This window comes from Sorangium sp. So ce448 (genome assembly GCF_051520915.1).
Taxonomy (GTDB): domain Bacteria; phylum Myxococcota_A; class Polyangia; order Polyangiales; family Polyangiaceae; genus Sorangium; species Sorangium cellulosum_B.
Window position 1 is genome coordinate 4423496 of record NZ_CP150343.1, and the last position, 17341, is coordinate 4440836.

At 73.6% G+C, this 17341-nt stretch carries 9 protein-coding genes; 5 read left to right on the top strand and 4 right to left on the bottom strand.

Features of this window, described 5'->3' with window-relative positions:
- The first annotated feature begins 187 nt into the window (after positions 1–187).
- From WMF45_RS16860 to WMF45_RS16870, 3 genes are all read left to right on the top strand, one after another.
- The gene (locus WMF45_RS16860) at positions 188–1894 is read left to right on the top strand and encodes a DUF1592 domain-containing protein (protein ID WP_437717905.1); all 1707 of its coding nucleotides are present in this window, start codon (positions 188–190) and stop codon (positions 1892–1894) included.
- A complete protein-coding gene (locus WMF45_RS16865; protein WP_437717906.1) occupies positions 1891–3255 on the top strand; it encodes a DUF1552 domain-containing protein in 1365 nt (454 codons plus the stop codon). The genes WMF45_RS16860 and WMF45_RS16865 overlap by 4 nt, the downstream gene beginning before the upstream one ends.
- Before the next feature lie 164 nt (positions 3256–3419).
- On the top strand, positions 3420–5333 hold the full coding sequence (locus WMF45_RS16870; RefSeq protein WP_437717907.1) for a L,D-transpeptidase: 1914 nt from the start codon (positions 3420–3422) through the stop codon (positions 5331–5333).
- A 46-nt stretch (positions 5334–5379) separates the two neighbouring features.
- Here the strand turns inward: WMF45_RS16870 and WMF45_RS16875 are convergent, their stop codons facing one another.
- A complete protein-coding gene (locus WMF45_RS16875; protein ID WP_437717908.1) occupies positions 5380–6096 on the bottom strand; it encodes a hypothetical protein in 717 nt (238 codons plus the stop codon).
- 565 nt (positions 6097–6661) lie between these two features.
- Here WMF45_RS16875 and WMF45_RS16880 point away from each other — a divergent pair.
- Positions 6662–10255, top strand: coding sequence for a protein kinase domain-containing protein (locus WMF45_RS16880; RefSeq protein ID WP_437717909.1), 3594 nt, complete (start codon positions 6662–6664; stop codon positions 10253–10255).
- An 11-nt stretch (positions 10256–10266) separates the two neighbouring features.
- Here the strand turns inward: WMF45_RS16880 and WMF45_RS16885 are convergent, their stop codons facing one another.
- Both WMF45_RS16885 and WMF45_RS16890 read right to left on the bottom strand, forming a co-directional pair.
- Positions 10267–12273 (bottom strand): PAS domain S-box protein, encoded by a 2007-nt coding sequence (locus WMF45_RS16885; RefSeq protein ID WP_437717910.1) that lies wholly within the window; start codon positions 12271–12273, stop codon positions 10267–10269.
- An 18-nt stretch (positions 12274–12291) separates the two neighbouring features.
- A complete protein-coding gene (locus tag WMF45_RS16890) occupies positions 12292–12624 on the bottom strand; it encodes a hypothetical protein (RefSeq protein ID WP_437717911.1) in 333 nt (110 codons plus the stop codon).
- A 123-nt stretch (positions 12625–12747) separates the two neighbouring features.
- On the opposite strand from WMF45_RS16890, the gene WMF45_RS16895 reads away from it, so the two are divergent.
- Positions 12748–13440: a hypothetical protein gene (locus tag WMF45_RS16895; RefSeq protein WP_437717912.1), complete on the top strand. Its 693-nt coding sequence runs from the start codon at positions 12748–12750 to the stop codon at positions 13438–13440.
- 245 nt (positions 13441–13685) lie between these two features.
- On the opposite strand, the gene WMF45_RS16900 is transcribed toward WMF45_RS16895, so the two are convergent.
- The gene (locus WMF45_RS16900; RefSeq protein ID WP_437717913.1) at positions 13686–17231 is read right to left on the bottom strand and encodes a protein kinase domain-containing protein; all 3546 of its coding nucleotides are present in this window, start codon (positions 17229–17231) and stop codon (positions 13686–13688) included.
- Positions 17232–17341: the final 110 nt, after the last annotated feature.

Genomic DNA, 17341 nt, shown 5'->3' on the forward strand with positions numbered 1-17341 from the left:
GGGCTCAGCGACATTTTTGGTGACGCGCAGTGTCGCTACGAGACTCCGCTGCAATCGGACTCGCGGGGCGCGCCGAGCCTCGTCTTTCTTGGCGCCTTGACGGGCCCCCGCGACGTGAGACATGTCGTTGCTCGATGCGCAGCGCCGCATCGCAGGCCAGCGCGTTCCCTAAGGGGGGAGAGGGCAGATGGACCGGTTAAGAGGACGGCACCGCCGCGCGGCGCGCGGCCCCGGCGGCTCTCTCGGGCTTGCGACCGTCGTGGCGGCGGCCGTCGCCTGCTCCGGCGGGCGCGGCGGCGGGGCCGCGGGGGGAGCGGAAGGCGAGGCGCCGCGCTGCGCGGAGATCCGGCCGGGCGCGTCGCCGCTCCGGCGGATGACGCGCTTCGAGTACAACAACACGATCCTCGATCTCCTCGGCGACGACAGCGCGCCGGCCGACGCCTTCGTTGTCGAGGAGGAGGCGCTCGGGTTCAACAACCAGGCGGCGGCGCTCGGGGTCACGCAGCTCCTCGCCGAGCAGCTCATGAAGGCCTCCGAGGCGATCGCGGCGCGGGCCGCGAAGGATTTCGAGAGGCTCCTTCCGGGGTGCGACCCGGCGGTGCAGGGGCCCGACGCGTGCGCTGCGGAGCTCATCGATCGCCTCGGCAAGCGCGCGTTCCGCCGGCCCCTCGCGCCCGCGGAGAGCGAGCGGCTCGCGCGGCTCTTCGCCTTCGGGAACGACGAGCACGGCTTCTCGACCGGCGTCGAGCTCGTGATCCAGGCGATGCTCCAGTCGCCGCACTTCCTTTACCGCGTCGAGCACGGCATGCCGGATCCGGCCGGCGAGGGCGTGGTGGCGCTCTCGGACCACGAGATCGCCTCGCGGCTCTCGTACCTGCTCTGGAGCTCGATGCCCGACGACGCGCTGTTCGCGGCAGCCGACGCGGGGGAGCTCCGCTCCGCGGCGCAGATCGCCGCGCAGGCCCGCCGCATGCTCGAGGACCCGCGCGCCCGCGCCGCCGTCGCGAACTTCCACGCGCAATGGCTGCAGCTCTCGAACATCGACACCCTCACCAAGGACCCGGCGGTCTACCCCGGCTTCCACGCCGGGCTCCCGGCGCTCCTCCGGGCGGAGACCGAGGCGTTCCTCGATCACGTCGTGTTCGAGGACGGCGCCGGCGACGTGGCGACGCTGCTGACGGCGCCCTACTCGCTGATGAACGCCGAGCTCCGCGCGTTCTACGGCCTGGGAGCGGCGGGCGGCGCGGAGGCGCCCGGCGAGCTCTCGGTCGTGCCGCTCGACCCAGCGCAGCGCGCCGGCTTCCTCACCCACGCCAGCGTGCTCGCGGTGCTCGCGAAGCCGGATCAGTCCTCGCCCGTCCACCGCGGCAAGTTCGTCCGGGAGCGGCTGCTCTGCCAGATTCTGCCGCCGCCGCCGCCCGACGTGGACATCCAGCCGCCGCCGGTGCGGGAAGGGATCCCGACCCGCCGGCAGTTCGAGCAGCACGCGGCGGACCCGGCCTGCGCTGGCTGCCACCGGCTCATGGATCCGATCGGCTTCGGGTTCGAGCGCTACGACGGGATCGGCCTCTACCGCGAGGTCGACCAGGGCGTCCCGGTCGACGCGAGCGGCGAGATCGTGGCGAGCCGGAATGTCGATGGGCCCTTCGACGGGGCGGTGGAGCTCGCGCACCGCCTCGCGGAGAGCGACGAGGTGCGCCAGTGCGTCGCGACGCAGTGGTTCCGCTTCGGCTACGGCCGCGCCGAGCAGGCGGAGGACGAGTGCAGCATGCGCCAGATCGAGGCGGCGTTCGCCGAGAGCGGGTACAACATCAAGGCGCTGCTCGTGGCGCTGACCCAGACGGACGCGTTCCGCTACCGCCGCGCGGCGCCGGACGCAGGGGGTGCGCCGTGAGCGGCGCCGCACAGCGCCGGGCGTCGAGGAGGCGCCTCGATCGCCGCACCTTCCTGCGCGGGGCCGGCGGGCTCGCCCTCGCGCTCCCCTTCCTCGACGCCATGGCGGGATCGGCGAGCGCCGTCGATCTCCCGAAGCGCTTCGTCGTCTTCTTCACCGGCCTCGGCACGGTGAAGGAGGCCTGGCAGCCGACCGGGACCGAGACGTCGTTCGAGCTCGGAGAGATCCTCGCGCCGCTCTCGCCCTACCGGGACAAGCTGCTCGTCGTCGAGGGCATCGACATGGAGTCCGCCCACCATGGGCCGGGCGACTCTCACCAGCAGGGCATCGGCCAGGCGCTCACGGGCACGGAGCTCCAGGAGGGGACCCTCTTCCCGTACGCCTGCAACCCGGCCGCGCGGGTCGGCTGGGGCGGGGGCATCTCGGTCGATCAGCTCCTCGCCGCGAGGCTCGGGGATCGCACGAAGCTCTCGTCGCTCGAGCTCGGCGTCCAGGTCCAGTACGCCAATGTCTCGTCGCGCCTCTCCTACCTCGGCCCGGGCCAGCCGGTCCCGCCCGAGGACGATCCGCGCGCGGCGTTCGACCGGCTGTTCCTGGACCTCACCGCCGATCCGGCGGAGCTCGCGCGGCGGCGCGTCCTGCGCCGCCGGGTGCTCGGCGGCGTCATGGAGGACTACGGCGCCCTCGCGCGCGAGCTGGGGGGGGAGGACCGGCGGAAGCTCGAGCAGCACCTCCACGCGCTGAACGACATCGAGCAGCGGCTCGACGTGCCGGCGCTCCTCGGCGGCGCGTGCGCCTTGCCGGCGCTGGGCGAGCCGCTCGACGTCTACGCGAACGACAACTTCCCCGCGATCGGGAGGCTGCAGACCGACCTGCTCGCGATGGCGCTCGCCTGCGATCTCACGCGGGTCGCATCCATCCAGTGGAGCGCGACGCAGGCGGGCAAGGTGTTCACGTGGCTCGGCCAGTCGGAGACGCACCACGCGCTCTCGCACTCGAACATCGCCGACGCGGGCAAGCAGCAGCAGCTCGTCGACATCGGGCGCTGGCAGGCGGAGCAGCTCGCTTACCTGCTCGAGAGGCTCGACGCCGTCCAGGAGGGCACGGGCACGCTCCTCGACAACACGCTCGTCCTCTGGTGCACGGACATCTCGGAGGGGCAGAGCCACTCGCGGCGCGACATGCCGTACGTGATCGCGGGGGGCGCCGGCGGGGCGCTCAGGACTGGAAGATTTTTGCGCTATACCGGCGATCCGCACAACAACCTGCTCGTCGCGCTGTGCAACGCGATGGGCGTGGACGTGTCGACGTTCGGCAACCCCGCGTACTGCACGGGGGTGTTGCCGGGCCTCTTGGCCTAGGTGCGCGCGCCGGAAATCCCGCCGGGGATCGCTGAAGCGCGCGACCAGACCGGCCGCGAAGCGGGCGCCGGGTTCGGGGCGGAGCCCCGAGGGACCAGCGCCGGCGCGCGCCGCCGCGTGTTTTGGGCTTTTCGTCGCGCGCCGATTTTGGCAAGTACGCCCGCATGGGCGCCCTGCTGTCCTCCGGGAAGCCTCACGGCGCGCGGCGCGCGGCGCGCCTCGCTCTCTGTCTCGCTCACCTCGCGGCGCTCACGGCGGCGGCGTGCGGCTGTCGCAAGCCCGCGGACGTCCCGGCGGACGCGGGGGCCGCGGCCCTGGCCGGCGACGCGGGCGAAGGCGCGGCGCTCGCGGCGCTCACGGCGACCGACGGGCAGGCCGCGCCCGCGGAGCTCGCGGCGCCCGCGTGGCCGCCGAGCGACAAGCCGCTGCTCGGCGTGACGGCCTTCGTGGCGACCGTCTACAAGGAGCCGCGCGACACGTCGAAGAAGCTCGGGTACCTGCGCGTCGGCTCCAGGGTGCCCCGCTCCGCTGAGCCCGCAGGCACCGCGGGCTGTCCGGGCGGCTGGTATGCGATCGAGCCCCACGGCTACCTCTGCGTGGGCGAGGAGGCGACGCTCGACCTGAACGACCCGATCCTCAAGGCCGCCGGCCCCGGGCCGAACCTGAGGACCGCGCTCCCGTACCGGTACGCCTTCGTCCGCGCGGTGCTGCCGCTCTACCTGCGCGTCCCCACCGCAGAGGAGCAGCGCAAATCGGAGTTCAAGCTCGACGAGCACCTGTCGTGGTTCGAGGAGAACAAGGCGACGGTGCAGCGGGTCATCCTCGGCGCGAACGACGTGGCGATCGACGCGCGCGGCGTGCCGCTTCCGGGCAAGCAGCTCGGCGAGCTCGGCCTGGGGAAGAACTCGCTCGAGCTCGGCGAGGGCGCCCTGCTCGGCGGGGAAGGGGACGGCGACCCGATCCCGTTCTGGCTCGAGGGCGGCAAGCGCCTCATCCGCAACATCAGCGACTTCAAGGTCCCGGACTACGCGGTCTTCGCCGATCGCGCGCGGCGCTTCACCGGCCTGTCGCTGATCGGATCGTTCGCGACCGGACCGGAGTCGCTGAGCCGGCGGTTCGCGATCACGACCGATCTGCGGCTCGCGCCTGCGACGAAGATCAAGCCCGACACCGGCTCTCCCTGGCACGGCGTCGAGCTGACCGATGCGCTCACGCTGCCGCTCGCCTTCGTCCGCGCGCGGGGCGCTCGCGACGTCCAGATCCAGGGCGACAAGGCGACGCCGGGCAAGGAGCTGCCGTTCCGGGACATCGTCCCGCTGACCGGCAGGATGCGCCGGATCGAGGGCGTGAAGTACTACCGCACCCGGGACCAGCGGTACGTGAGCCAGCTGGACGTCGGGCTCGCGGTCGCGCCGTCCGCGTGGCCGGAGGTCGCCGAGAAGGGCGAGAAGTGGATCGAGGTGTCGATCACGCACCAGACGCTCGTCCTCTGGGAGGGCAAGCGCCCGGTCTACGCCACGCTCGTCTCGACCGGCCAGGCCGGGGTGGCCGATCCCAAGACCACGACCGCGACGGTGCGCGGCGTCTTCCGCATCCGCAACAAGCACATCACGGCGACGATGGACTCGAACGAGTCGTCGAGCGTCGGCGGCCGCGCGGAGACGACCGCCGACGCGCCGTCGGGCTCGCGCGGGGCGAAGCCGGAGAAGGGCGGCTCCTCGAAGGAGCGATCCCCGAAGAAGCCCGGCGCGAGCGCGGCGGCGAAGCCCGCGGCGGGCGAGAAGGTGGTCCCCCGCAAGGGCGACGGGGAGTACGGCGTGACGCGGCGCCGCGGCGAGGGGACCTACGCCCTCAAGGACGTGCCGTACATCCAGTACTTCGCGAGCGGCTACGCGCTCCACGCAGCGTACTGGCACGACGTCTTCGGCACGCCGCGCAGCCACGGCTGCATCAACCTGGCGCCCATCGACGCCCACCGGCTGTTCCTGTGGACCGATCCCCCGGTGCCGCCCGGATGGCACGCGATCAACACAGGCGAGGAGCTGGGCGAAGGAACCACGATCATCGTGCACGAATGAATAGGAGAGGCGGTCGCCGTCTGGATGAAGGGGAGCGGGGGGCGCTTCAGTGCTTGGGTGCGGTGTGGAGGAGGTCGGTCAGCGCGTCGTCTGCGGAGGCGGCGAGGGCGTCGAGGAGGGCGGCCAGGCGGGCGTGCTGGTCCGGCGTGAAGGGGGGCATGCCGAAGCGCGCGCGCACGCCTGAGAGGCGGAGGACGAGGCCGGCGCCGTCCTGGTAGCCGGCGATCCAGGGGCCGCGGGTGAGCTCGTCGCAGATGCGACGGAGCCGCGATTCGAAGGCGGCGCGATCGGCGAGGGCGCCGGCGGGGGAGGGAGCGCGCTGCTGGAAGTGGTGGATCGAGGCGGCCGCCTCGGTCGGGGCGCCGTCGATGGCTTCGAGGCCGGCGCGGAGGTCGTCGAGGAGGGGCGCGAGGCCGGTCCTGCGGACGAGCGCGCCGTCGAGGCACATCTCCCAGAGCACGTGGGCGAACAGCGCGAGCCGGGGCGCGCCGAGCGAGGCGGCGCGCAACGCGGCGGCGAGGCGGCGCTCGCCCTCCACGAAGACAGGGGCGGCGTGGAACCAGCGGTCGGCGGCGACGTGGTGGTCGATGCCGGCCAGGACCTCGGCGAGGCGCGGCGGTGGGGCGGCGGGGCGATCGGGCGCGCGGGAGGGCCTGACGCGCCGGTCGGCTATGCGCCAGAGGTCCGGGAGCATCGCCGCCGCGCCCGCGGTGGCCGAGCCGAGGTCGCGCGCGGCGAGGTGGCGATGAAGCAGGAAGTTCATGCGTTCAGGATGGCGCCGCCGTCCGCGGCGGTCGACGGCGAAGCGACGCGGCGCGCTCTCCCTCGCCCTTCTGAATTCCCGCTGTGGAGCAAGGGATACGGCTGCTTCGGCGACGCTGCGGGCCCGTGAGGGCCTGCAGCGCAGGCCGACCGTGACAGGCAGGAGCGCCCATGAGCTGCCTGTCCCCGATCCACGAGACCCGCCTTCGTGCTCGATCCACCGGTACGCGCCGCGTGGTGCGCGTGGCGATGAGAGAAGCGCGAGGACGGCAGTGCGCCTCGATGGACCGGATCTGCGGTGGTCCGGCGGTCCGAGTTCTGCCGCAGCGCCGCAGCGCTCATGTAGGCAGATCGGCGCCGTTGAGCTCGAATCGCCCGCCTCATCGCTACCCGGCCAGCGGAGATGGATCCATGCCAGTCGCCCGCTGCGGCCGTCAGGGCCCCTTTTCCTCCCTGGAGCCGCGAGTTCGGCGCGGCCCCACGCGCGCCCCGCCTCGCACATCCCCTCGCCCGCGGCCGTTGCTTCTCTTGCTCGGGGTTCGGCGCAACAGGTAGCCTAGGCAACGATGCAGGCCAGCGACCCGTTCGGCTGGGTGGGGTCGATCATCGACGGCCAGTTCGCCGTCGAGGCGCTGGCGGGCGAGGGAGCGTTCGGCGTCGTCTACAGGGCCCGGCACCTCGGCTTCGATTCGCCGGTCGCCGTCAAATGTCTCAAGATCCCCGCGGGTCTAAGCCCTGACCAGCAGGACGGCTTCCTCGCGAAGTTCCGCGAGGAGGCGCGCCTGCTCCACCAGCTCTCACGCCGGACGATGGGCATCGTCCAGGCGCTCGACATCGGCGCCGCCGCCGCTCCGAAGGGGCCATGGACGCCGTACATCGTCATGGAGTGGCTGGAGGGCGAGACGCTCGAGCAGGATCTCAAGCGCCGCAGCGCCGACAGGCTCCCGCCGAGGAGCCTCGGCGAGGCGATCCGGCTCCTCGCGCCGGTCGCCTCCGCGCTCGCCGTCGCCCACGACGAGAACGTGTCTCACCGCGACGTCAAGCCGGCCAACCTGTTCCTGCTCGGCGACCGCATGAAGGTGCTCGACTTCGGCCTCGCCAAGGTCTTCTCCGAGACGCCGACGTTCGCAGCGGCGCTCGTCCAGACGGGACGAACCTTCCGCGCCTTCACGCCGCAGTACGGCGCGCCGGAGCAGTTCAGCCCGCGGTTCGGCGCGACAGGGCCCTGGACCGACGTCTATGCGATGGCCCTCATCCTCGTCGAGGTCGCGAGCGGTCAGCCCGCCCTCTCGGGCGGCGACGTCATCCAGCTCTTCGTCGCGTCGAGCGACGAGGCGATCCGGCCGAGCTTCCGCGCCCGCGGGGTGAACGCGAACGCCGACGTCGAGGCGGTGCTCGGCCGCGCGCTCGCGATCAACCCCTCGCAGCGGTTCCACAACCTCGGCGAGATGTGGGCCGCCCTGGAGGCCGCCCACCGCTCAAGCGTCGTCGTCGTCGCGCGCGACACCCTGCGCGCGCCCGCCTTCGGTTCGGGGGACGCGATCGACGACGCGGACGGGCTGCTCGACCTCGCCGCCGTCCACCTGCCGCCGCTGCCGCCGCCGCCGGCGCTGTCCGTCCCGCCGCCGTCGCTGCCGCCGTCGTCGACGCCGTGGCGGGCGCCGGACAGCAGCGGGATGAGGGGGAGCGTGAGCTCCGATCGCGGCTCGCCGCGGACCCGTGCCGCGCTGCCGTTCGAGGGCGGTGAGCACCGGGTCTGCACCGTCCTGTTCGCGGATCTGTCCGAGGCGACCGCGCTCTCGTCGCGGCTCGATCCCGAGGACGTCAAGGACGTCGTCGACCGCTGCTTTCAGGTGCTCGCGGAGCACGTCGAGCAGATGCACGGGATCGTCGAGCGCCCGATCGGCGGGCGCGTCATGGCGGTCTTCGGCGTCCCTCGCTCGACCGACAGCGACGCCGAGCGAGCGATCGTCGCGGCGCTCGGCGCCCAGGCCGCGATCCCGCGCCTCACGCTGCCGCGCGCCGCGCGATCGGTCCGCCTCTCGGTGCGGTTCGGCATCGCGACGGGGCGGGCCTTCGTCGGCGTCGGGGGCTCGGCGCGGCAAGATCTCGCCGTCATCGGCGAGGCGGTCGACGGCGCGGGGCACCTGCAGCAGCTCGCGCCGCGCGGCGCGATCGTGATCGGCCGCGACACCCACCGCCTCGTCCTCGGGCGCTTCCTTGTCGAGGCGCTCGACGCGGGCGCGAGCGCCGGCGCGGTCCGGGCGCCGGCGGCGCCGCCGCCGTCCACCGCGCACGGCGCGGCGCCGCCGATCTATCGGGTGCTCGGCGAGGCGCCGCTCCACCACGCGCTCGTGCCGCCCGATTTCCATGGGCTCTCGACGCGCCTCGTCGGGCGCGGCGCGGAGATGCAGCGTCTGTGTGATCTCGTCGAGACCGCCTTCCACGAGCGGCGGCCGCGCCTCATCACGCTGGTCGGCGCGCCCGGCGTGGGGCGGACGCGGATGCTCGCTGAGCTCTTCGCGGGCCTCCGCGACGGCGGCGCCGGGGGCGGCGCGCCCTCCTCGGAGCGCGGGTACGCGCTCGCGCCGCCCGGGGGGCTGCTCGTCCTGTCGGCGCAGTGCTCGGCGCTCGCGCAGGATTCGAGCTATGGCCTGGCCGGCGCGCTGCTCCGCCGCTGGTTCGGCATCCACGAGGCCGATCCGGCCCAGGTCATCCTGCGCAAGCTGCGCCGCGGCCTGCGCTGGATCCGGCTGCGCGCCGCGCGCGCCCGCGTCCGCGCCGAGCGGGAGGCCGCCGGCGCGGGGGCCAGGGCCGCCGCCCTCGGGGGCGCGTCGCCCATCGTGACCCGCGCCTCGTCCGTCCCGCTCCGAGGGCCGATCAGCTCGACCGTCAGCGGGCGCAGGGGAGCCGGGGCGGCGCGGTACGAGGACGACGACGAGCTCGATCCGTCCCCCTCGCTGTCGAGGCCGACCGGGGGGAGCGACCTCGAGGAGATCCTCGCCCGGCTGGCGGCCATCCTGGGCGCGCGGCCCGCGCCCGCCGGGCTCCTCGAGGCCGCGGCGCGCGGCAGCGTGCTGGCGAGGCGCCGGATCGCCTCCGCGCTCGCGCTGCTCGTCACCTTCGCGCTCGAGCGGACGCCGATGGTGATCGTGTGCGACGACCTGCAGTGGGCCGACGACGCGACGCTCGACCTCGTCGAGGAGCTCGTGGCGAACGCCGAGGGGCTGCCGCTCTGCATGGTGTGCACCGCGCGCCCCGAGCTCTACGAGCGCCGCCCGGACTGGGGCGTCGGGAAGGAAGCGTACGTCCGCGTCGACGCGTCGCCGCTCGCGCGGCGGCACGCGGAGGAGATGATCCGGGATCGGCTCCGCGGCGCCTCCGGGCTCGACCACGAGCTCGTGCGCGCGATCGCCGAGCGCTCCGAGGGCAACCCGCGAACCGTGGAGGAGACCCTCCACCTCCTCGTGGACGCCGGCGCCATCGAGGCCCAGGACGGCGCGTGGCACGTCCGTGACGACGCGATCGGCGCGCTGAGCCTGCCGCCGGCGGTGCACGGCGTGGTCCAGGCGCGCCTCGACCGCCTGGACGAAGGCGCGCGCGGCCTCCTCGCGCAGGCCGCGGTCGTCGGCCGGACCTTCTGGGAGGGCGCGGTCGAGCGGCTCCGGAACGACGCCCCGCAGGCGCGCTCGCCGATGTCGAGCGAGCGCATCCTCGCGGAGCTCCAGGATCTCGATCCGCCGTTCTCGGTGCGCCACGGGGGCAGCGCGTCCACCGCCGAGCTGCTCGCGCGCCTCTGTGAGCGCCAGCTGATCCGGCTCCGCTCCCCCGCGTCGTTCCCCGGCGAGCGCGAGTACGTGTTCGTGGAGCAGGCGACGTGCGAGGTCGCCTACGAGATGCTGAGCCTCAAGATCCGCCGGCGGATCCACCTGCTCGTCGCCGACTGGATCGAGCACCGCGCGTCGAACGTGGAGGCGCGCGACGAGGGGGCCGCCCTCCTCGCCCACCACTACGAGCGGGGCGGCGATCTGCGGGCGGCCGCGGCGGCGCACGACCGCGCCGCGGCGCACGCCGCCGCGATGGGCGAGGGCGCCGCGGCGGTGCGCCACGCGGCGCGCGCCCGGGAGCTCCACGACGAGCTCGCGGCCGACGACGCGTAGCGAGGCCGCCGCTACAGCGCCTTGCCGCGCGCGTTCGGCAGCCGGGCGCCGGACACGACAAGCGCGTGGCGCAGGGCGTCCTCCAGCGCGCCGAAGGTCTCGAGCGTCCGCGCGTCGCTGCCGAGCGTCACGATGGCCTGCGCGACCCCGGGGGAGATCCCGGAGACGAGGCAGCGGCTGCCGAGCAGGCTCGCGGCCCGGGCCACCTGGAACAGGTGGTCGACCGTCGGCGTGTCCACGTCCTCCACGCCGGTCAGATCGAGCACGGCGAAGTGGGCCTGCGTGCGGACGATCTCCCCCAGCAGCTTCTCCATGACGTCCGTGGCCCGGGCGCGGTCGAGCGCGCCGATGATCGGCAGCACGAGGACGCCCTCCCACGCCTGGATGATCGGCGTCGACAGCGCGCGGATCGCCTCCTGCTGCTGGCGCAGGACGCTCGCGGTCCGCTCGCGTTCGGCGTTCTCCGCGGCGAGCATCCGGTTCTTGCCTTCCAGCTCCTCGGCGTACACCTCGAGGCGCTCGATCGACTGGCGCAGCTGATCTTCGAGCCGCTTGCGCTCGGTGGTGTCGCGCATCGTCACGGCGACGCCGCCCTGGATCGGCACGATCTGGTGGTGCACCCAGACGCTCGGGCGCGACGCCTGGGCGTCCGGCGCGGGCAGGAGGATCTCCTCCTCGATCGGCGCCCCCTTCCGGAGGCCGCGCAGGCACCTCTCGAGGAGGACGCCGGCCTCGACCGAGTGGACGAGCTCCGAGAGGCGCCGACCGAGGAGCTGCTCGCGCGGCATCGACGACAGCATCGTCGCGGCGCGCGCGTTGAGCCCCGTGATCACGAAGTCGGCGATCTCCTCGCTGTCGTCGCGGTGGGAGGCCAGCGTGAGGAACGCGTCCATGCTGGCCTCGACGGCCGCGTGGAAGCGCGCCTCGCTCTCCCGGCGCTGCTCCTCGGCGCGCCGGCGCTCGGTGATGTTCTCCCCCACGATGAGCGCGTTCGTGACCTCGTCCGCCCCCCGGATCGCGCTGACGTGGTTCGCGTACCACGCCCGCCCGCCGTTCACCCCGAGGCCGACCACCTCGTAGCTCGCGCGGCCTCCCTCCCGGAGCACCGTGTGGAGCGCCTCCCTCACCGTGGCGTGGTACTCCGGCGCCGTGAAATCGTAGAGGCTCCGGCCGACGACGCTTTCCTCCCGGACCCCGGGAGACGGCCGGTTCACCGAGACGATGCGCGCGTCCTTGTCGACGACCACCAGGTGGTGCGGGATGCCGTCGTACAGCGCCCGCAGCTTCTCCTCGGACTCACGGAGCGAGATCTCGGCGGTCTTGCGCCGCGTGACGTCGCGGGCGACGAAGTAGACGAGCCCCTCGTCGAGCGCGAGCATCGCGTTCCACTCGAGCCACCGGTACGAGCCGTCCTTGCAGAGGAAGCGGTTCTCGTAGGTGATCGTCTGCGCGCCCGTCGAGAACGTGTCTGTCTCCGAGAGGGTGCGCGCCTTGTCCTCGGGGTGGATGAACTCGAGGTAGGGCCGCGCCATCAGCTCCTGGCGGTTGAACCCGAGGGTGCGCTCCCACGAGGGGCTGAGCTCCTTGAACCGCCCGTCGAGCGTCGCGGCGCCGAGCATGTCGACGGCGAGCGCGTAGAGCCGCCGCTGCTCCTTGTCCTCCTCGCGCACGACCGCGCGCAGGATCGGCCCTTCGCGGTCGGGGAGGGTGAGCCGCGCGATCTGCGTGTCGGTCTGGATGAAGTCCCCGCCCGGGCGCCGGTAGAGCCACCGAAACCGCTGCGGCTCGCCCCGGCCCGCCGCGTCGAGCCGCTGCGCGAGGCGTTCGGCGGAGGCCTGTCCGTCGGGCTGCAGGAGCGGCGCGAGCTCCGCGAGCTCCCGTCCGACGAGGCCGCCCGCGGATCCGGCGAGCAGCCGGATCGCGCTCGGGTTGGCGTCGATCACGCGGCCGTTCTCCAGGAGGAGGATCGCGTCTTCGGCCGCCTCGAATGCGGCGCGGTGGAGATCGGGCTGGCTCATCGTGGGCGCCGCAGGGGGTCAGGAGCGCCGTGCCGCCGCGTTGTCCTCTCGATCTCGATCGCCAATCAGCACCTCGAGCGGCCGCCGACACCCCCTCTCTGCCGCTGCCGCAAGCGGCGCATTGTGCAGGAAGCCTCGGTGGAGATCGAGGTCCATGAGCCCGCGCGCGGCTCGGCGCGGGTGGTTGTTGTCGTCGTCCTCGTCGTCCCGCTCGGTTTCGTCGGTTTCGTCGGCATCGTCGGTTTCGTCGGTTCGCCCTTCATCCGCTCCCTGGTCCGGGATCCGTCCCGGTGCAGGCCGCTCGCGCGGTGGCAGTCGAGCGCTGTTGCCTTCGTCGATGTTGTCTTCCACCCACCCGCTGGCGACGACCTCTCGCGTGCTGCGGGCGCCGTGGTAGCGTTGGTCTGTATCGCCGGGGGTTCCTTCTGCGCTGCCTGTCGGCAGGCAGCTCTAGCGCGGTGCGAGGGGGGTGCGATGATCTCGGAGGCGTGCGGGCTCTGCGCTTGGCCAGCGAGCCTCGTTGTCGACGACGTGCAGCGGCACAAGGGGGCGCTCCTGGACAAGGCGCTGCAGATGCGCGCGGACGATAAAGAGCCGCTCGCGCGCGTGGCCTTCCGGGGCGCGCTCTACTGGCAGCGCTGGCTCCTGACGAAGGAGCCTGGGCTCCACGAGGAGGCTCGGGTCGTCTCGGGGCTCGAGTTCGCCCGAGAGGCTGGCGACTGGAAGGAGGCCGATATGCTCCTTGCCCACGCCGACAGCTCGAGCGCCCTCGCCGATCTGCCGTTCGTCGATCACTGGAAGGCGCTCGTCACGCAGCACTTGCCGGAGCAGGTGAGCGACGAGCACGAGCTCGAGGAGACGTTCCAGGAGTTCCGGCGGCACCCCAGCGAGGAGGCCGCCGAGAGCGTGCGGCGCTGCGCCACGGCCATCGCGCCGCTCGGGTCGCCCGTCCCGGTGCACAGCCTCCTGGCGCGTGTCGCGATGGATCTCGGCCAGACCGAGGAGGCGGAGTTCCACCTCGCCGCGCTCGTCGTCTGCAGGCCGCTCTGGATCCCCTACGTCGTGCAGCTGGCCGAGCACCAGGCGAGGCTCGATCTGCCACGTGCCCTCCGCACCATCGAGGACGCGCGCCGGCTCTTCGGGCCGGACTTCTGGCTCCCTCTTTGAGCGGGGCTCACCCGGAGCGGGGCTCACCCGCTTCGGATACGGGCCCATCTCGGCGTTTTCGGTGCTCAGCGCACGGGAGTGCGCTTGCGCGCCGAAAACGCCGATCTGGACCCGTCTCCTGTGCGGGTGAGACCCGCTCGGCGACGCTGCTCGTGAGAGCGTCGGCTATCGAGGGCCTCTGATCCTCTTGGAAAGGTCTCGTGGAGGGGGCCTTGCGCGGGCGCCCCGCGTGCTCGGCTTCCGGCTCAGGTGTTCTCGAGGGTGCGCATCCAGCCGCTGATCCGCGCGCCCGCCGGCTTGGGCCAGCCCATCCGCGCGAAGCGCTCGAGGAGCTGCGGCGTGTGGTCCCCGGTGCGGCTGTCCTTGAAGGCCGCGCGCGCCGCGTCGAGCTCGCGCGCCGCCTCGTGGAAGCGCCCCTCGTGGTACGCGAGCCAGGCGAGCGTCAGGTGCCGGTGCTGCCGGGGCTCCGCCTCCGCGAGCGCCACCGCCTCGCACGCCATCAGGTGCTCGCGAGCGAGCTCCGCGTCCCCGCGGTGGAGCGCGATCTGCGCGAAGAGCAGCCGCGCTTCCACCAGGCCCCACGGATCCCCGAGCCGCTCGAAGAGCCTGCCGGCGGCGAGCGCGTGCTCCTCGGCGAGCTCCGGCGCGCCCGCGTCGAGCGCCACCATCGAGAGGAGGCGCTCGCACCCGGCCTCGCCGCGCGGGTTCGCGACGTCGCGGAAGCTCTGCCGCGCCGCGAGCGCGCCCGAGCGCGCGGCCTCGAAGTTGCCGACGCGGTGGTCCGAGTGCGACAGCGCGAGGTCGCACTGCGCGAGCCCGAGCCGGTAGCCGATGGCGTCGAAGTCGGCGTGCGCGGTCGTGAGCAGCGCGCGCGCCGCCTCCGAGGTCGCCCCGGCCTGCTCGACCATGCTCTGCAGCAGCAGGCATTGCGCCCGGCCGAGCCGATCGCCGACCTCCATGAACCGCGACGCCCCGGACGCGAGCACCGCCCGCGCCCGCGCGTGCTCGCCGAGCAGGTAGTCGATCTCGCCGAGCAGCACCTCGCACTGCGCCTGCCCGTGGCCGTGGCCGATCTCGTCGAAGATCGCGTGCGCCCGCGCCACGAGCCGCCGGCCCTGCGCCTCCGCGCCGAGGTCCGACGCGATGTGCCCGAGCAGGCGCAGGCAGTGCGCCTGGTTCTCGCGGTCGCCGGCTTGCTCGAAGATGCGCCGCGCGTCCTCCGCGTCGCGCCTCGCCTCGTCGAGCCTCCCCGCCAGCCGCAGCGCCTCGGCGCGGAAGCGCAGCTGCGTCCCGAGGCGCGTCCCCGTCAGCACGGGCCGCGCGTCCACCCCGCCCCGGAGGCCCGGGCGCGAGTCGCTCCCCCCGGGCAGCTTGCCGTCGAGCACGGCGAGATCGCGGAGCGTCGCCGCGATGTCGCGCGAGCTCTGCCAGTGCGCCGCCACGTGCGCGTGCATCAGCGCCGCGGCCTCGTCGGTGTCGCCGGCGCGCAGGAGGCTGACGACCCGGTGCCGGAGGATGCGGCGGCTCGACGCGGCCGGGTGCGCCCCGAGCGCGTCGGCGGCGGCGCGGAACACGCGGGCCGCGTCCGGCTCGAGGAAGAGCTGCGAGAGGAGGTGCTCCTGGAGCAGCGCGTGCGGCCAGCGCAGGCGATCGCCCACGGCGAGGAGGATCTGGGCGCGCTGCATGGACGCGATCGCCCGGTCCGCCGAGATGTCGAGCGAGGTGAGCAGCGCGCGCAGGATCTCGCGCCGGATGTCGCCGCCGAGCGCGGCGGCGGCGCGCGCGCCGGTGCGGAGCTCCTCGGGCAGCGCCGCGAGGCGCTCTTCCCAGAGGTCGGCGGTCGTGGCCGCCTGCACGGCCATCGACGCCCTCGGCACGAAGTACTTGCCCGCGCGGAGCTGGAGGTGCCCACCGCCCGCCCACGCGTGCAGCAGCTGCAGCGCGAAGAGCGGGTTCCCCTTGCTGCGGGCCGTCGCCGCCTCGGCCGCCGCGTCGTCGAGCGGAAGCGTCTCCCGGAGCAGCGCGTGCGTCTGCGTGGGGTTCAGCGGGGCGACGTCGAGCCGCTCCCCGACGTAGGCCGCGAGCGCCCCCTCGATCCGCCTCGCCGCCACCGGATCGCACTCGACCGCCTCGCTCCTGACGGTCGCCACGACGAGCAGGCCCAGGTTCGGCGCGTCGCGGTGGAGCGTGAGGAGCCCCTCGAACGTCGTCGACGAGGCGTAGTGCAGATCGTCGAGCCAGAGCAGCACCGGCCTGTCCCGGCCGATCCTCTCCAGCGTCTTGCGGATGATCAGCCAGCGGAGCTCCGGGCGATCCAGGCGGAAGCGCTTCCCCGTCGGGCCGACCGCCTCGCTCCCCGGGGGCGACGGCTTGATCCACTCGGCCGTCGCCGCGACCCACGTCTTGCCGACCTCGTCCTCGGGCGGGACCTCCCAGAGGTTCATCAGCACCTTCTCGACGATCTCGCGCTCGGCCCGCTCCAGCCGGTAGTGCTGGGTCACCGCGCCGAGCACGCCGTCGAGCGGCGCCGCGATGCGCCGGTAGCGCGCGCGGAGCGGCACCATGAGCGCCCGCTCGTGGACCTCCTCGCAGAGCCACTCGGCCAGCCGGCTCTTGCCGACGCCGGCCTCGCCCGCGAGCAGGACGAACCGGTGCATCGCCTTCGGCGCGTCGACCATCTCGGCCACGACCTCCATGAGCCGCGCCCGCTCCCCGGTCCGCGCGACGAACGGGCTCGGCCGGAGCGCGAGCAGCCCGGTGGTCGTCACGGACGGCGGCGGGTCGTCGTCTGGAGGCTCGATGAGCTCGGGCGTGAGCAGCTCCTTGCGGCTCGGGGGCAGACGGCCGCTCGTCAAGAGGGCGATCGGCAGCGGCGTCGCGGTCACGTTCGCGTTGTTGCGCGGCTCGAACCGCTTCCACACCCGCCGCGCGTCGCCCGCGAAGTCGAAGCGGTGCCAGGGCCGCTTCGCGAGCAGCCGCTTCGCGAACTTCGCGACGTCGCCCGGCACCGGCGGGGGGAGCGGCAGGTCCGGGATCGACGCGCTCCGGTGCTGCTGGAGGAGCTCGTCGTTGTTGCCGTCGTAGACCTCGCCGCCGGCGAGCAGGGCGTAGAGGATGCAGCCGAGCGCGTAGAGGTCCGTCGGCGGTCCGACGTGGGGCGCCGCGAAGCGGATCTGCTCGGGCGCCATCCAGCCCGGGGTGCCCGCGCCCCAGCGCACCGTGGGTTCGCTCTCCCTGGAGCCGTCGAGCCGGTGATCGACCCGGTCCTGGATGAGCCAGGCCAGCCCGAGGTCGAGCACGTGCACGAGCGGCGGCTCGCCCCCGTGCTGCAGATCGACGAGGACGTTGGACGGCTTGAGGTCCCCGTGGATCACGCCGCGCGCGTGCGCGTGCGCCAGCGCGCCGAGCACCTGGTCGATGACGCTCCAGATGATCGGCCAGGGCAGCGGGTCCTCGAGCCGCGCGAGGTAGAGCCACTCGTGGAGCGATCGCCCCGGGACGGCGTCCATCACGAGGTACGGCGTCCCGTTGCTGAGCGCCCCGAAGTCGCGGGCCTTGACGAGCGCCGGATGAGAGAGCCCGGCGAGCGCCCGGGCTTCCTCCTGGAACCACCAGGCGTCCTCGGGGCGGGCCGCCGCGCCTGGCCGGTCGAGCAGCTTCACGGCGACGCGCTCGTCGAGCACGAGATCGCGGCAGAGATAGACGACCCCCATGCCGCCGCGGCCCAGCTCTCGGCGGACCTGATAGCGACCGGCCAGGATCGTGCCCGGTAAAAAGCCTTCTTCCGACATGACGATGAGCCGCCCGATGATAGCCGTGCCGGCCGGGCCCGGTAGACTCGAATCTCGCCACGTGCCTGGCGCCAGGGCGGCCCGAGGTCGCTTGGCGGCAGTTCGTCGTG

Excerpts from the sequence above, each read along its gene's own strand:
- WMF45_RS16860 (WP_437717905.1), top strand. The coding sequence starts at position 188 with ATGGACCGGTTAAGAGGACGGCACCGCCGCGCGGCGCGCGGCCCCGGC.
- WMF45_RS16870 (WP_437717907.1), top strand. The coding sequence starts at position 3,420 with ATGGGCGCCCTGCTGTCCTCCGGGAAGCCTCACGGCGCGCGGCGCGCG.
- WMF45_RS16875 (WP_437717908.1), bottom strand. The coding sequence starts at position 6,096 with ATGAACTTCCTGCTTCATCGCCACCTCGCCGCGCGCGACCTCGGCTCG.
- WMF45_RS16880 (WP_437717909.1), top strand. The coding sequence starts at position 6,662 with ATGCAGGCCAGCGACCCGTTCGGCTGGGTGGGGTCGATCATCGACGGC.
- WMF45_RS16885 (WP_437717910.1), bottom strand. The coding sequence starts at position 12,273 with ATGAGCCAGCCCGATCTCCACCGCGCCGCATTCGAGGCGGCCGAAGAC.
- WMF45_RS16895 (WP_437717912.1), top strand. The coding sequence starts at position 12,748 with ATGATCTCGGAGGCGTGCGGGCTCTGCGCTTGGCCAGCGAGCCTCGTT.
- WMF45_RS16900 (WP_437717913.1), bottom strand. The coding sequence starts at position 17,231 with ATGTCGGAAGAAGGCTTTTTACCGGGCACGATCCTGGCCGGTCGCTAT.